Annotated in this window: 15 protein-coding genes and 1 rRNA gene; 8 read left to right on the forward strand and 8 right to left on the reverse strand. The window is 71.3% G+C overall.

The features are described 5' to 3' along the window. Together ACGFZN_RS05575 and ACGFZN_RS05580 are read right to left on the reverse strand one after the other, a co-directional pair. Positions 1–84, reverse strand: a 16S ribosomal RNA gene (locus ACGFZN_RS05575); the annotation flags it as partial. Between the two features lie 521 nt (positions 85–605). Beyond that, positions 606–1,256 carry a DNA-3-methyladenine glycosylase gene (locus ACGFZN_RS05580; protein ID WP_393857195.1) on the reverse strand — a complete coding sequence of 217 codons (651 nt, stop codon included), beginning with the start codon at positions 1,254–1,256 and terminating at the stop codon, positions 606–608. A gap of 100 nt (positions 1,257–1,356) precedes the next feature. Here ACGFZN_RS05580 and ACGFZN_RS05585 point away from each other — a divergent pair, with 100 nt between their 5' ends. From ACGFZN_RS05585 to ACGFZN_RS05600, 4 genes are all read left to right on the forward strand, one after another. After that, positions 1,357–2,139 carry a sporulation protein gene (locus tag ACGFZN_RS05585; RefSeq protein WP_393857196.1) on the forward strand — a complete coding sequence of 261 codons (783 nt, stop codon included), beginning with the start codon at positions 1,357–1,359 and terminating at the stop codon, positions 2,137–2,139. Between the two features lie 45 nt (positions 2,140–2,184). Beyond that, positions 2,185–2,724 carry a YbhB/YbcL family Raf kinase inhibitor-like protein gene (locus ACGFZN_RS05590; protein WP_393857197.1) on the forward strand — a complete coding sequence of 180 codons (540 nt, stop codon included), beginning with the start codon at positions 2,185–2,187 and terminating at the stop codon, positions 2,722–2,724. A 168-nt stretch (positions 2,725–2,892) separates the two neighbouring features. Further along, the gene (locus ACGFZN_RS05595; protein ID WP_393857198.1) at positions 2,893–3,399 is read left to right on the forward strand and encodes an HNH endonuclease; all 507 of its coding nucleotides are present in this window, start codon (positions 2,893–2,895) and stop codon (positions 3,397–3,399) included. A 207-nt stretch (positions 3,400–3,606) separates the two neighbouring features. Continuing rightward, positions 3,607–3,978: a peptidoglycan-binding protein gene (locus tag ACGFZN_RS05600; protein WP_393857199.1), complete on the forward strand. Its 372-nt coding sequence runs from the start codon at positions 3,607–3,609 to the stop codon at positions 3,976–3,978. Positions 3,979–4,099: 121 nt separating this feature from the next. Here ACGFZN_RS05600 and ACGFZN_RS05605 read toward each other — a convergent pair whose 3' ends face one another. The 3 genes from ACGFZN_RS05605 to ACGFZN_RS05615 all read right to left on the reverse strand — a co-directional run bounded on the left by ACGFZN_RS05605 (position 4,100) and on the right by ACGFZN_RS05615 (position 6,464). Beyond that, on the reverse strand, positions 4,100–5,068 hold the full coding sequence (locus tag ACGFZN_RS05605; protein WP_393857200.1) for an SPFH domain-containing protein: 969 nt from the start codon (positions 5,066–5,068) through the stop codon (positions 4,100–4,102). Positions 5,069–5,178: 110 nt separating this feature from the next. Continuing rightward, complete coding sequence (locus ACGFZN_RS05610; RefSeq protein WP_393857201.1) at positions 5,179–5,610, reverse strand: NfeD family protein; 432 nt, start codon at positions 5,608–5,610, stop codon at positions 5,179–5,181. 62 nt (positions 5,611–5,672) lie between these two features. Next, complete coding sequence (locus ACGFZN_RS05615) at positions 5,673–6,464, reverse strand: ABC transporter ATP-binding protein (protein ID WP_393857202.1); 792 nt, start codon at positions 6,462–6,464, stop codon at positions 5,673–5,675. Between the two features lie 150 nt (positions 6,465–6,614). On the opposite strand from ACGFZN_RS05615, the gene ACGFZN_RS05620 reads away from it, so the two are divergent. Next, positions 6,615–7,403 (forward strand): hypothetical protein, encoded by a 789-nt coding sequence (locus ACGFZN_RS05620; protein WP_393857203.1) that lies wholly within the window; start codon positions 6,615–6,617, stop codon positions 7,401–7,403. Positions 7,404–7,556: 153 nt separating this feature from the next. Here the strand turns inward: ACGFZN_RS05620 and ACGFZN_RS05625 are convergent, their stop codons facing one another. The 3 genes from ACGFZN_RS05625 to ACGFZN_RS05635 form a co-directional block, all read right to left on the reverse strand. Then, a complete protein-coding gene (locus ACGFZN_RS05625) occupies positions 7,557–7,802 on the reverse strand; it encodes a chaplin (RefSeq protein WP_360150926.1) in 246 nt (81 codons plus the stop codon). Positions 7,803–7,972: 170 nt separating this feature from the next. Beyond that, a complete protein-coding gene (locus tag ACGFZN_RS05630) occupies positions 7,973–8,614 on the reverse strand; it encodes a response regulator transcription factor (protein ID WP_360150923.1) in 642 nt (213 codons plus the stop codon). Beyond that, positions 8,607–9,752: a GAF domain-containing sensor histidine kinase gene (locus ACGFZN_RS05635; protein ID WP_393857204.1), complete on the reverse strand. Its 1,146-nt coding sequence runs from the start codon at positions 9,750–9,752 to the stop codon at positions 8,607–8,609. Before ACGFZN_RS05635 ends, ACGFZN_RS05630 begins: the two co-directional genes overlap by 8 nt. Positions 9,753–9,980: 228 nt before the next feature. On the opposite strand from ACGFZN_RS05635, the gene ACGFZN_RS05640 reads away from it, so the two are divergent. From ACGFZN_RS05640 to ACGFZN_RS05650, 3 genes are all read left to right on the forward strand, one after another. Next, a complete protein-coding gene (locus tag ACGFZN_RS05640; RefSeq protein ID WP_393857205.1) occupies positions 9,981–10,676 on the forward strand; it encodes an SDR family NAD(P)-dependent oxidoreductase in 696 nt (231 codons plus the stop codon). Further along, entirely contained in the window at positions 10,673–11,827 is a 1,155-nt protein-coding gene (locus tag ACGFZN_RS05645) for an S-adenosylmethionine:tRNA ribosyltransferase-isomerase (RefSeq protein WP_393857206.1), read from the forward strand. Before ACGFZN_RS05640 ends, ACGFZN_RS05645 begins: the two co-directional genes overlap by 4 nt. A gap of 300 nt (positions 11,828–12,127) precedes the next feature. After that, a complete protein-coding gene (locus ACGFZN_RS05650; protein WP_393857207.1) occupies positions 12,128–12,877 on the forward strand; it encodes a transglycosylase SLT domain-containing protein in 750 nt (249 codons plus the stop codon). Positions 12,878–12,957 lie beyond the last annotated feature (80 nt).

Raw genomic sequence — 12,957 nt, forward strand, 5'->3', positions numbered from 1 at the left:
CCCGAAGGAGGTTCATCGTTCGACTTGCATGTGTTAAGCACGCCGCCAGCGTTCGTCCTGAGCCAGGATCAAACTCTCCGTGAATGCTTCCCCGTAATCGGGGCGACACCACGAGAGCGGAACAGTCAGGCGGAATAAGCCCGACCGTTCACAGCGTCCTCGCTGTGTTTTTTCAAAGGAACCTCGCCACCGGAACAGGTCCGGTAGACGGGGTATCAACATATCTGGCGTTGACTTTTGGCACGCTGTTGAGTTCTCAAGGAACGGTCGCTTCCTTCGTACTCACCCTCTCGGGCTTTCCTCCGGGCGCTTCCCTTCGGTGTTTCCGACTCTATCAGATCCTTTCGGCGTCCGATTCCCGGTCGGCGGGCTGTCTGCGGGGTTTTCGGCTTTCGCCGTCCGCCCTTTCGACATTCACTACGTTAGCTCATTTCCCCCGGCGACTCATAATCGAGTCCGGCGAGTCGAATTCGGGCACGCGAGCGCGCCAAAATCGACCCCGTCGAAGGGTGGTAGCTAGGTAGTGGGTTGGCCGCTCCGGCTGCAGGCGATCGCCGTACCCGGTTCAGCGGCTCGGGATACATTACGCACCTTCGCCAGGCGCGTCAACTTCGGCGGCGCCTCGGCACGTGGGCCCGATAGGGGCTCACCGTGGGGTCCCCCGCCACCCAGTAACGCCAGGGGTGGACGTCGCCGTTGCCGCCCTCGCCGGCGACTCCGGTGCGGGGGCCGTTGCGTACCTGGTCAGGGGCTACCGGTGTGCCGGTCAGTATGCGCAGCGGGGTCTCGCCGGAGGCGCACGCGTCCGTGCCGTCCAGGGCCCGGTCCACCTCCAGGGCCGTCGCCAGCCGGGCCGGGCCCTTGGCCAGTTCGTTGTCGTTCCGGGCCGAAACTCGCCGCTTGCGGGCCAGTTCGACGCCCTCGACGACCTCGCCGGCGCGGAGCAGGACGGCGCTCGCCCGGCCCTCGGGACCGCAGACGAGGTTCATGCAGTGCCACATGCCGTAGGTGAAGTAGACGTACACGTGTCCGGGCTCGCCGAACATCACGGCGTTGCGGGCGGTGCGGCCGCGGTAGGCGTGGGAACCGGGGTCGTTCGGGCCGTCGTACGCCTCCACCTCGGTGAGGCGTACGGCGATCGGGCCGTCCGGTGTCGTACGCACCAGGATGCGGCCGAGCAGGTCCGGGGCGACCTCCAGGACCGGGCGGTCGAAGAACTCTCGGGGCAGTGGCGTACGGTCCGGGGGCGCGATCATGCCCTCCGAGGGTAGTGCAGGCGCGGCACCGCTCCGGCGGAACCGGTCGGGGGGTGGATCGCGTTTGTAGGGGTCGAGGGCCTTCGTAAAGGGAGAGTCAATGGCGTTCAAGAAGCTGCTCGCGAGCCTCGGTGCCGGTGGGGCGTCCGTGGAGACCGTGCTGACCGAGGTCAATGTCGTGCCCGGCGGTGTCGTCCAGGGCGAGGTGCGGATCCAGGGCGGGTCCGTGAACCAGGACGTCGAGGGGCTGTCCGTCGGTCTGCAGGCCAAGGTCGAGGTGGAGAGCGGCGACCAGGAGTACAAGCAGGACATCGAGTTCACCAAGGTGCGGCTCGGCGGGGCCTTCGAGCTGCAGGCGGGTGCGGTGCACGCGGTGCCGTTCGGTCTGGAGGTGCCCTGGGAGACGCCGGTCACGATGATCGACGGGCAGGCGCTGCGCGGGATGCACATCGGGGTGACGACCGAGCTGGCGATCGCGCGAGCCGTCGACTCCACGGATCTCGACCCGATCAACGTGCATCCGCTGCCGGCGCAGAAGGCGATCCTGGACGCGTTCATCCAGCTCGGCTTCCGTTTCAAGAACGCGGACATGGAGCGCGGCCACATCCGCGGGACGCGGCAGACGCTGCCGTTCTACCAGGAGATCGAGTTCTACCCGCCGTCGCAGTACCGGGGGCTGAACCAGGTCGAGCTGAGCTTCGTGGCCGACGAGCACGCGATGGACGTCGTGCTGGAGATGGACAAGAAGCCGGGCCTGTTCAGCGAGGGCTCGGACACCTACCGGTCGTTCCAGGTGGGGATGAACGACTGGATGGGGACCGACTGGGCGGCTTACCTGAACCAGTGGCTGTCCGAGGTCGGCAGCAGGCGCAACTGGTTCTAGGCTCGGGAACTGCTGGTTCCAGATCATCGATCAGGAGGTACCGAGGTGACCGAGCTCAAGCGGCGGCCGCTCCCCCACGACTTCCATCCGCCCGTGCCGTCGTTCACGGTGACGAGTGACGACGTCCAGGAGGGTGCGACGCTCAAGAGCGCCCAGGTCCACGCCGAGGGCAACACCTCGCCGCACCTGCGCTGGGAGGGCTTCCCGCCTCAGACCAAGAGCTTCGCCGTGACCTGCTACGACCCCGACGCGCCGACCGGCAGCGGGTTCTGGCACTGGGTGCTGTTCGACATCCCGGCGTCCGTGACGGAGCTGCCGGCCGGTGCGGGCAGCGGCAAGTTCGAGGGGCTGCCCGAGGGCGCCGTACACGCGCGCAACGACTACGGGACGAGGGACTTCGGCGGCGCCGCGCCGCCGCCCGGGGACGGGCCGCACCGGTACGTCTTCACGGTGTACGCGGTCGACCAGGACAAGCTCGGTCCGGACGCGGACGCCTCTCCGGCCGTCGTCGGCTTCAACCTGCGGTTCCACACCCTCGCACGCGCACAGCTCATCGGGGAGTACGAGAACCCCGCGCAGGGCTGAGCGCGGCGCCGCGATTCAGCCGAGCGTTCACGGAACGTTTGCCCGCCTCCGGTCTTGGAAGTGATCGGAGGCGGGCATTTTTTATTGCGTTGTCCATCTCGGCGCGCCCGTCCAGAGTTGATCCAAGCCCGCCGGGGGGTGGGCAGGTGCACACGGGAGGTGGGCTGGATGCGGGACACGCTGGTGCTGAACGCGAGCTTCGAGCCGCTGTCGACGGTGACGTTGAATCGAGCCGTCGTTCTGGTGCTGCAGGACAAGGCCGTCGTCGAGCAGGCCCACCCCGAACTGCGCATGCGTGGCGCCGACGTGGACATACCCGTGCCCCGGGTGATCCGGTTGTGCAGGTACGTACGGGTGCCGTTCCGAAGACAAGCCCCTTGGTCGAGGCGGGGTGTGCTGGTCCGGGACCGGCACCGGTGCGCGTACTGCGGGCGCAGGGCCACGACGGTGGACCATGTGGTGCCGCGGGCACAGGGCGGGCAGGACACGTGGCTGAACACGGTGGCCGCGTGCGCGGAGGACAACCACCGGAAGGCCGACCGGACTCCTCAGGAGGCGGGCATGGCCCTGCTGCGGGAGCCGTTCGAGCCCTCTCCGGCCGACGCGATGCTGCTGGCGCTGGGGCAGGAGGAGTTCGACGCGCTGCCACTGTGGCTGGGGAGGTCCGCCGCGTAGGGCGTGGAGCAGGGGTCGTCAACTCGTGATGTACCGCGGAAGTTGCAGGAACCGCGGGCGTACGGCCGATGGTGCCGGTCAGGGTCAACCCGGTGCGGGACGACCGGCCGGTGGTGGCGGCCGTAGCTTCGTGCACAGCATCGCGGGCCGATCGGGGGACCCGACGGGGGGACCCGGCCCGCGGAGTGCGGAAGGGACGACCACGTCATGACCAAGCTCAGCCTGCGTACCCGCGCCGCCCTGTCGGCCACCGCCGTCGCGGCGGCGACGCTCGGGTTCTCCGGGATGACCGCCGGAGCGGCCCTGGCCAACACGCACGCGCCCGTCCTGTCGTACGGCTCGTCCGGGCACGGTGTGTGGTGCGTCCAGCGCATCATCAACCGCAACTACCCGGGTGCGCTGCAGGAGGACGCCAAGTACGGCACCTACACCAAGGCGTGGGTGAAGTACTTCCAGGAGCACCACGGGCTGACCGGCCGGAACGCGGACGGCGTCGTGGGGAAGAAGACCGGCACGAAGCTGCTGGCCTCCATCGGCGGCGACAAGTACTGCTACAAGTACCTGCCGACCCTGAAGTGACCGCCCGTCCGGGGCGCGCCGACCACGCGGCTCGGACGTGAGCGGAGCGGTCCGCGGTGAGTGCGGCGGCCCGCCTCCTCGTCCACGACGAGGAGGCGGGCCGTCTCGTGTGCGGGTGCCGTCAGTCGATGTGCGGCTTCTCGCGGCGCTCTGTGCTCGGGCCGTTGTTCTGGGCGGGCACGTTGGCTCCGCCGTTGCCCTGGTTGCCGCCGCCCAGGGGGCCGAAGTTGCCCATGGCGCCGGAGAGGCCCTTGAGGGCGTCGCCGATCTCGCTGGGGACGATCCAGAGCTTGTTGGCGTCGCCCTCGGCGATCTTCGGGAGCATCTGGAGGTACTGGTAGGACAGGAGCTTCTGGTCGGGGTCGCCGGCGTGGATGGCCTCGAAGACCGTACGGACCGCCTGGGCCTCGCCCTCGGCGCGCAGGGCGGCGGCCTTGGCCTCACCTTCGGCGCGCAGGATCTGGGACTGCTTCTCGCCCTCGGCGGTGAGGATCGCGGCCTGGCGCGTGCCCTCGGCGGTGAGGATGGCGGCGCGCTTGTCACGGTCGGCGCGCATCTGCTTCTCCATCGAGTCCTGGATGGAGGTGGGCGGTTCGATGGCCTTCAGCTCCACGCGGTTGACGCGGATGCCCCACTTGCCCGTGGCCTCGTCGAGGACGCCGCGCAGCGCGGCGTTGATCTCCTCGCGGGAGGTCAGGGTGCGTTCGAGGTCCATGCCGCCGATGATGTTGCGGAGCGTGGTGACGGTCAGCTGCTCGATGGCCTGGATGTAGCTGGCCACTTCGTACGTGGCCGCGCGGGCGTCGGTCACCTGGTAGTAGATGACGGTGTCGATGTTGACGACCAGGTTGTCCTGGGTGATGACCGGCTGCGGCGGGAAGGGCACGACCTGTTCGCGCAGGTCGATGCGGTTGCGGATCGTGTCGATGAACGGGACCACGATGTTCAGGCCCGCGTTCAGGGTGCGTGTGTAGCGGCCGAAGCGCTCGACGATGGCCGCGCTGGCCTGTGGGATGACCTGGATGGTCTTGATCAGGGCGATGAAGACCAACACCACCAGAATGACCAGGACGATGATGACCGGTTCCATCGTGTTCCCCGTACCCCTCTCCGCCTCGGCGCCTTCGGCAGATCCCGTGCCTGTAGAAGATCTTGCTGGTCGAGTCTGACAGACTTCGCCCAACTCGTGGGCCCGTTGCCTCAGATGACGATGGCGGTGGCCCCTTCGATGTCCACGACGTCCACCTCCTGGCCCACTTCGTAGGCGCGGCCGGTGTCGAGCGCGCGGGCCGACCAGACCTCTCCGGCGAGCTTGATACGGCCGCCGGATCCGTCGACGCGTTCCAGGACGACGGCCTGCCTGCCCTTCAGCGCCTCGATGCCGGTGGCGAGTTGGGGGCGCTGCCTGCTGTGCCGGGCCGCGATGGGGCGGACCACGGCGATGAGTGCGACCGAGACGACGACGAACACGAGGACCTGGAGCACGGCGTCGAAGCCGAGTGCGGCGGCGACGGCGGCCGCGACGGCTCCGACCGCGAACATGCCGAACTCCGGCATGGCGGTGACGACGAGCGGGATTCCGAGTGCCGCCGCGCCGACGAGCCACCACACCCATGCGTCGATGTCGTTCACATGGTCATGGTAGGGCCGGGGTCGGGCGGCGGACAGGGCGCGAAGGGGAAGCGCACAGGGGGTCAGGACAGGGGCAGGCCCTGGGCGGTCCAGCGGTCGCCGACCTGCTCGACGACGAGCGGCAGGCCGAAGCAGCGGGAGAGGTTGCGGGAGGTCAGTTCGAGCTCGATGGGACCGGCGGCGAGGACCTTGCCCTGGCGGATCATCAGGACGTGGGTGAAGCCGGGGGCGATCTCCTCGACGTGGTGCGTGACCATGATCATCGAGGGGGCGATGGGGTCGCGGGCGAGCCGGCCGAGGCGGCGGACCAGGTCCTCGCGGCCGCCGAGGTCGAGGCCGGCGGCGGGCTCGTCGAGCAGGAGCAGCTCGGGGTCGGTCATCAGGGCGCGGGCGATCAGGGTGCGCTTGCGCTCGCCCTCCGAGAGGGTGCCGAAGCGGCGGTCGAGGAAGTCGCTCATGCCGAGGCGGTCGAGGAAGGCGCGGGCGCGCTGCTCGTCGACCTCGTCGTACTCCTCCTGCCAGTGGGCCGTCATGCCGTACGCGGCCGTGAGGACCGTCTCCAGGACCGTCTGGCGCTTGGGGAGCTTCTCGGCCAGGGCGATGCCGGCCATGCCGATGCGGGGGCGCAGGTCGAAGACGTCGACCTTGCCGAGGGTGTCGCCGAGGATGGTGGCGGTGCCCTTGCTGGGGAAGAGGTAGCTGGAGGCGACGTTCAGGAGGGTGGTCTTGCCGGCGCCGTTGGGTCCGAGGATGACCCAGCGCTCGCCCTCCTTCACCGACCAGGAGACCTGGTCCACGAGAGCCCGGCCCTCGCGGACCACGGATACGTCCTGAAGCTCCAGAACATCGCTCATGAGCGCGTTGTCTCCCCTTGCAGTGTGCCGGTCTCGGCTGGTCGCGTACGCCTGTGGCTCGGTCCGCCGCGCCTGTGGGCGCAGCCCTTATGAAATCTACGCCACGCGCGCGCCGCTCCATTCCTTCGGTCCGGTCCTTAGGGTGGGAGCATGCTCTCGGAACCGCGTTCAGGACGCCTTGCCGCGTGGGGAAATGCCCTTTTGGCCGGACTCGTCTCCCCGGATGACGCCGCGCTCGCCATTGTGGGCGAGGACACGGTCCACCGAGTGGAGGGGCTGCCCGGGGAGTCCGCGCAGGTCGGACTCACGCTGGCGCTGGGGCGGCTGCGGGCGCTGGGAGCGACCGGACTGCGGGTGGCGCTGCCGGCGCCGGGGCATCCGCTGGGGCTGAGCGGCCCGCCCGAGTTCAATGCGCGGGCCCTGGACGCCGAGGAGGCGGTGGTCTGCTTCGGCGCCGCGTTCGGGCTGGTGCCGGAGGTGTACGAGGCCGGGCCGGAGGGTGATGTGCACGCCGAGGTCGTCTGGCGTGTGCTGCCGGTCCGGGAGGCGCCGCCCGCCGATGTGCCGTCGCTCGGCGAGGCCGAGCGGGAGCTGGCGGAGGCGCTGCGCGAGGCGACGGAGGTACTGGCGAAACTGGACGTCGCGGCGTCGGGCCCGGTGGCGGAGGCGGCGATCGACGCGTACCGGGCGCGGGCCGCGCAGGGGCGTGAGGTGCTGGCGCCGGGGTATCCGCCGCGTGCGGCGCGGGTGCTGGAGCTGGCGCAGCGGGTGGCGCTGCTGGTCTCGCTGGCGTACGGCCGCGGGCACGGGGGTGCGGTCAGCTCCTCGGAGATGGCCGCGCGGACGGAAGCCCTGCGGCCCGTGGAGCGGACGGCCCGCCGGGCGCAGGTGGCGGCGTACAACTCGATCGTAGAGGAGCGGGAGCGCGGGGTGCGGTGACCGGCCGGGCCGCCCGCGCGGTGTCCGTGGCAATGCTCCGGAATGCTCCCGCGGTGCGGGTGGTGCGGGCCTGGGCGGGGTGCGGGCCGCACCCCTGCGTGGGCAGGCCTCCCGGGCGGTGCCGGGAGGCCTGGGGCCGGTGCCGGCCCGGACTCAGTGGTTGAGGCCGAGGTTGCCGAAGGCCGGGTTCAGCACGCCGATGACGCTCACGCTGTTGCCGACCGCGTTCACCGGGACGTGGACCGGGACCTGGACGACGTTGCCCGAGCCGACGCCCGGGGAGCCGTGGGCCTCGCCGCCGGCCCAGCTGCCGGTCGTGGCGGAGGCCAGGCCCGCTCCGGCGGCCACGAGGCCACCGGCCACCATCGTCACGGCGGCTGCCTTCTTCAGGTTCTTCACTTTCCAACCCCTCCTAGCGGTCACCGCGGCGGTTCGCCGCGGCACGCACTGGAGAACGGCGGAGATCGCCGGAGGATGCGCCATCCGGGTGACATTCCCACGACGGTATGAATCTCAGTCCGGAGCGGAACCCTCCGTATTGCCGGTCGCACCGGCGCGCACGGCGCGTTTCAGCCGGTCACGCCGTGGCGTACGGCCCACAGGGCGGCCTGGGTGCGGTCGGCGAGGTCGAGTTTCATGAGGATGTTGGAGACGTGCGTCTTGACGGTCTTCTCGGAGAGCACGAGGGCGCGGGCGATCTCGCGGTTGGAGCGGCCGTCCGCGATCAGGCCGAGCACCTCGCGCTCCCGGTCGGTGAGCGAACCGGCTCTGCTCTGGCCCGAGTTGGCCTCCTCCTGGGAGAGCAGGGCGCCGGCGACCTCGGGCTGGAGCAGGATGTGGCCGGCGTGCACGGAGCGGATGGCTCCGGCGAGGGCGTCGGGGTCCACGTCCTTGTAGACGTACCCGGCGGCGCCCGCGCGCAGGGCCGGTACGACGGTGCGCTGCTCGGTGAAGCTGGTGACGATGAGCACGCGCGCGGGGTGGTCGAGCTCGCGCAGCCGGCGCAGGGCCTCGATGCCGTCCATGCCGGGCATCTTCACGTCCATCAGGACGACGTCCGGCCGCAGCTCCTCGGCGCGGTCCACGCCCTCGGCGCCGTCGGCGGCCTCGCCGACGACCTCTATGTCGTCCTGCACCTCCAGAAAGGTGCGCAGGCCCCGCCGGACGACCTGGTGGTCGTCGACGAGCAGCACTCTGATCGCGTCAGCCACCGGGCACCTCCATCTCGATCGTGGTGCCCTTGCCGGGCGCCGATTCCACGGTCAGCGTGCCGCCGACCCCGCTCGCGCGGTCCCGCATCGAGACCAGGCCCAGATGCCGTCCGGCGCGGCGGACCGCGCTCGGGTCGAAGCCGCTGCCGTCGTCGGTGACGCGCAGCACGGCTCCGCAGCCGCGCCGCCCGACGCTCACGTCGACGTGTGCGGCGCCGGAGTGGCGCAGTGCGTTGTGCAGGGCTTCCTGGGCGACCCTGAGCAGGGCCTCCTCCTGGGCGGCGGGCAGGGCGCGGAAGCCGCTGCTGGTGAAGGTCACGCGCGCGCTGTGGGCGCGGTCGAGGACCTGGGTCTGGGTGCGCAGGGTGGCGACCAGGCCGTCCTCGTCCAGGGCGGCGGGGCGCAACTCCACGACAGCGGCGCGCAGTTCGTCGGCGGCCTCGGCGGCGAGCGCGGCGACCTGGTGCAGCTCGCCCTTGGCCCGGGCGGGGTCGCGGTCGACGAGGGCCGCGGCGGCCTGGGCGGTCAGACGCAGGGAGAACAGCTTCTGGCTGACGGCGTCGTGCAGTTCGTGCGCGAGGCGGGAGCGTTCCTCGGCGATGGTCAGTTCCCGGCTGCGTTCGTAGAGCCGGGCGTTGGTCAGGGCGATGGCGGCGTGCTGGGCGAGGATGGCGAGCAGTTCCTCGTCCTCCTCGGTGAAGCCGCAGCTCCCCTCCGGTTTGGCGCAGCGCTTGTTCGCGAGGAACAGCGCCCCGATGACCTCCTCGCCGTCCTTGATCGGCAGGCCCAGGAAGTCGGCCAGTTCGGGATGGGCGCCCGGCCAGCCCTCGAAGCGGGGGTCCTTGCGCACGTCGGCGAGGCGCTCGGCCTTCGCCTCGCGCAGCATCGCGGCGAGGATGCCGTGCTGGCGCGGGAGCGGTCCGATGGCGCGCCACTGCTCGTCGCTGACGCCGTCCACGACGAACTGGGCGAAGCCGCCGTGGTCGTCGGGGACGCCGAGGGCGGCGTACTGGGCGTCGAGCAGCTCGCGGGCGGAGGCGACGATCGTCTTGAGGACGTCGCGCACCTCCAGATGCCTGCTCATGGCCAGCAGCGCGGCACTGACCGCTGCGAGGCCGGACCGGGGGCCTTGACTCATGTCCTCACGGTACCGGCGGGGTGTGACACCGCGGATCGGACCACTGGCCGCGGGACCAGGGCCGCTGGTCCTAGGGCGGCGGGTGTAGGGCCCGGGGCCCCGGGCGTGCGGTGTACGCCGAAGGGCCCCCGCGGTTTGCGGCCCGCGTCCGAGGCGGCGGGTGCGGCACCGTTCCTAGGTTGTGCCCATCGCCCGGTGGGGGCGGTGCGCGACGAGGGGACGGTGGTCATGCCGGTAGGGATCATCACGGGGGCTTCGAAGGGCCTGGGGCGGGCGCTCGCCGAGGCGCTGGCCGCGCGCGGCTGGGATCTGGTGCTGGACGCGCGGGGCGCCGGTGCCCTCAAGGAGGCGGCGCACGGCGTGGCGGGGCACAGCACGCGCGTGGAGGCGCTGGCGGGGGACGTGACGGACGCCGGGCACCGGGCCGCGCTGGTGGCGGCAGCGCGCGAGCTGGGCGGTGCCGATCTGCTGGTCAGCAACGCGAGCGCGCTGGGCGCCGAGCCGCTGGTACGGCTGGCGGAGCTGCCGGTGGAGGGGCTGCGGCGGGCGCTGGAGGTGAACGTGGTGGCCGCGCTGGGCCTGGTCCGTGAGGCGCTGCCACTGCTGCGGGAGTCGCCGGCCGGGACGGTGATCGCCGTCAGCTCGGACGCGGCGGCCGAGGCGTACGCGACGTGGGGCGGCTACGGCGCCTCGAAGGCGGCCCTGGACCAGCTCGCGGCGGTGCTGGGCGTGGAGGAGCCCGGCCTGCGGGTGTGGGCGGTGGATCCCGGTGACATGGCCACGGAGCTGTATACGGCGGCCGTGCCCGGTGACGACGATCCGCGTCCGGCGCCCGCCATGGTCGTGCCGGCCTTCCTGCGGCTGCTGGACGAGCGGCCGGCCAGCGGGCGGTACACGGCGCCGGCGCTGCTGGAGGAGCGGTGAGCACGGACACGGGGGTCCCTCCGCTCACGCGGAAGCGGACATGGGGGAAGGTGCCGGAGGAGCTGTCCGCGCGCGTGCCCGCCGAGCAGCGGGGTCCGGGCCTGGACCGGGACGCCGTACGGCTGCTGGTGTCGCGCGGTGAGGAGGTGACGCATCACGCGTTCGGTGAGCTGCCGCGGCTGCTGCGGGCCGGGGACCTGCTGGTGGTGAACACCTCGCCCACGCTGGCCGCGGCGGTGGACGGGCGGCTCGGGCACGCGCGCGTGGTGGTGCATTTCTCCACCCTCGGTGACGACGGCCGTTGGGCGGTCGAGCTGCGGGAACCCGACGGACGCGGTACTACGCGCGCGCGTACGGGCGCGCGTACGGGTACGGAGGTGGTGCTGCCCGGGGCCGGGCGGCTGGTGCTGGAGGAGCCCGTGAGCCCGCGCGGGGAGCGGCTGTGGTGGGCCCGGCCGGACGGTGACGTCCTCGGGCTGCTGCGCGCGCACGGGCGGCCCATCCGCTACGCGTACACGGAGCGGGACCAGCCGCTGTCGGCGTACCAGACGGTGTTCGCGCTGCCGTCGGCGGACGGGCCGGGCAGTGCGGAGATGCCGAGCGCGGCGCGGCCCTTCACCCCGCGTCTGGTGACGGAACTGGTGAGCCGGGGGGTGGGGTTCGCGCCGGTCACCCTGCACACGGGCGTGGCGTCGGCGGAGGCGCACGAGCCGCCGTATCCGGAGCGGTTCGCGGTGCCGGAGGCGTCCGCGCGGCTGATCAACGCGGTGAAGGCGGAGCGGTCGGGGCGCGCGGCGCGTCCCGGGCGGCGGGCGGGCGGCCGGGTGATCGCGGTCGGTACGACGGCCGTGCGCGCGGTGGAGTCGGCGGCCGGGGAAGACGGGGTGGTGCGGGGCGCCGCGGGGTGGACGGATCTGGTCGTCACTCCGGAGCGCGGGGTAGGGGTGGTGGACGGGCTGCTGACCGGGCTGCACGAGCCGGAGGCCTCGCACCTGCTGATGCTGGAGGCGGTCGCGGGGCGGCCCGGGGTCGAGCGCGCGTACGAGGAGGCCGTCCGGGGGCGCTATCTGTGGCACGAGTTCGGCGACGTGCATCTCATCCTGCCGGAGGAGCAGCCTCACCCAGAGCATTGCGAGGGCAACGCTTGGTGAGTTCATTACCTCCGGGATGTGAGCCCGCGCATAGGGTCCACATCACGTACGAACAGGCATAGGAGATAAACCGGCCCCGGATGAACGGGACAGACGGTCGCGTCTGTCCCGTTTTGCCCTTCCCGGCTCCACTATGCCGGGTCGTAGGTCACACCTTTGCCTGGACTTTTTGCGCCAGCTAAGAATTGCTCCCGTCGCTCAACGCCGTGGGTCACCGGCCCGCGGCGTTCGTGTGGGAGGAGCCGATTCCCCCGGCGGACGCAGGAGCGACCTCCGCGTCAACGAAGAGGTCCATCAGCCATGCCCAAGAACATCCTCAACCGTGCTCATAGTCTGGTCCTGACCAAGCAGCGCCAGGTCGCCGTCGCCGGTGTCGCCGCGCTCGGCACCGCCGCCATCGCCCTCGCGGCCGTCCCCGGCAACTCCGGCACCGTCACCACCGGTGCCTCCGCCGCCGACGCCACCCAGGTCGCCGCCGACGCACAGCTGAAGAACGTCAAGGGCACGGTCACCGACCAGCTCGCTCCCCAGACGGTCAAGCTCGACGCCTTCGCCGCGCAGAAGAAGGCCGCCGACGCGGCCGCCGCCAAGCAGCGCGCCGAGGCCGCCGCGAAGAAGGCCGCCGCCGACGCCGCCGCCAAGAAGGCCGCGCAGGACCGCGCCGCCAAGGAGGCCGCGAGCCGCTCCGCCGAGCGCCCGCAGATGGAGCTGGTGTCCGCCAAGACGTACGCGAACAACCTCGACGGCTGGATCCGGCACTCGCTGGACATCATGCGCGCCCAGGGCATCCCCGGCAGCTACAACGGCATCTACCGGAACGTGATGCGCGAGTCCTCGGGCAACCCCAGCGCCATCAACAACTGGGACATCAACGCCCAGAACGGCATTCCGTCCAAGGGTCTGCTGCAGGTCATCGACCCGACTTTCCGGGCCTACCACGTGGCCGGCACCTCCTGGAACATCTACGACCCGGTCGCCAACATCACGGCCGCCTGCAACTACGCGGCGCACCGCTACGGCTCCATGGACAACGTCAACAGCGCGTACTGAGGGCCGGCGCGGACCTCTGACACGTGACGCCGAAGGGCGGCACCCCAGCACGGGGTGCCGCCCTTCTGGTCGTCGACGCC

It is taken from the genome of Streptomyces sp. NPDC048192 (genome assembly GCF_043202415.1).
In the GTDB taxonomy this organism is placed as follows: domain Bacteria; phylum Actinomycetota; class Actinomycetes; order Streptomycetales; family Streptomycetaceae; genus Streptomyces.

What these genes read in the sequence shown, in the direction of transcription:
- ACGFZN_RS05640 (WP_393857205.1), top strand. Translation starts at nt 9,981, where the DNA reads ATGCCGGTAGGGATCATCACGGGGGCTTCGAAGGGCCTGGGGCGGGCG.
- ACGFZN_RS05595 (WP_393857198.1), top strand. Translation starts at nt 2,893, where the DNA reads ATGCGGGACACGCTGGTGCTGAACGCGAGCTTCGAGCCGCTGTCGACG.
- ACGFZN_RS05650 (WP_393857207.1), top strand. Translation starts at nt 12,128, where the DNA reads ATGCCCAAGAACATCCTCAACCGTGCTCATAGTCTGGTCCTGACCAAG.
- ACGFZN_RS05620 (WP_393857203.1), top strand. Translation starts at nt 6,615, where the DNA reads ATGCTCTCGGAACCGCGTTCAGGACGCCTTGCCGCGTGGGGAAATGCC.
- ACGFZN_RS05635 (WP_393857204.1), bottom strand. Translation starts at nt 9,752, where the DNA reads ATGAGTCAAGGCCCCCGGTCCGGCCTCGCAGCGGTCAGTGCCGCGCTG.
- ACGFZN_RS05605 (WP_393857200.1), bottom strand. Translation starts at nt 5,068, where the DNA reads ATGGAACCGGTCATCATCGTCCTGGTCATTCTGGTGGTGTTGGTCTTC.
- ACGFZN_RS05615 (WP_393857202.1), bottom strand. Translation starts at nt 6,464, where the DNA reads ATGAGCGATGTTCTGGAGCTTCAGGACGTATCCGTGGTCCGCGAGGGC.
- ACGFZN_RS05585 (WP_393857196.1), top strand. Translation starts at nt 1,357, where the DNA reads ATGGCGTTCAAGAAGCTGCTCGCGAGCCTCGGTGCCGGTGGGGCGTCC.
- ACGFZN_RS05600 (WP_393857199.1), top strand. Translation starts at nt 3,607, where the DNA reads ATGACCAAGCTCAGCCTGCGTACCCGCGCCGCCCTGTCGGCCACCGCC.
- ACGFZN_RS05580 (WP_393857195.1), bottom strand. Translation starts at nt 1,256, where the DNA reads ATGATCGCGCCCCCGGACCGTACGCCACTGCCCCGAGAGTTCTTCGAC.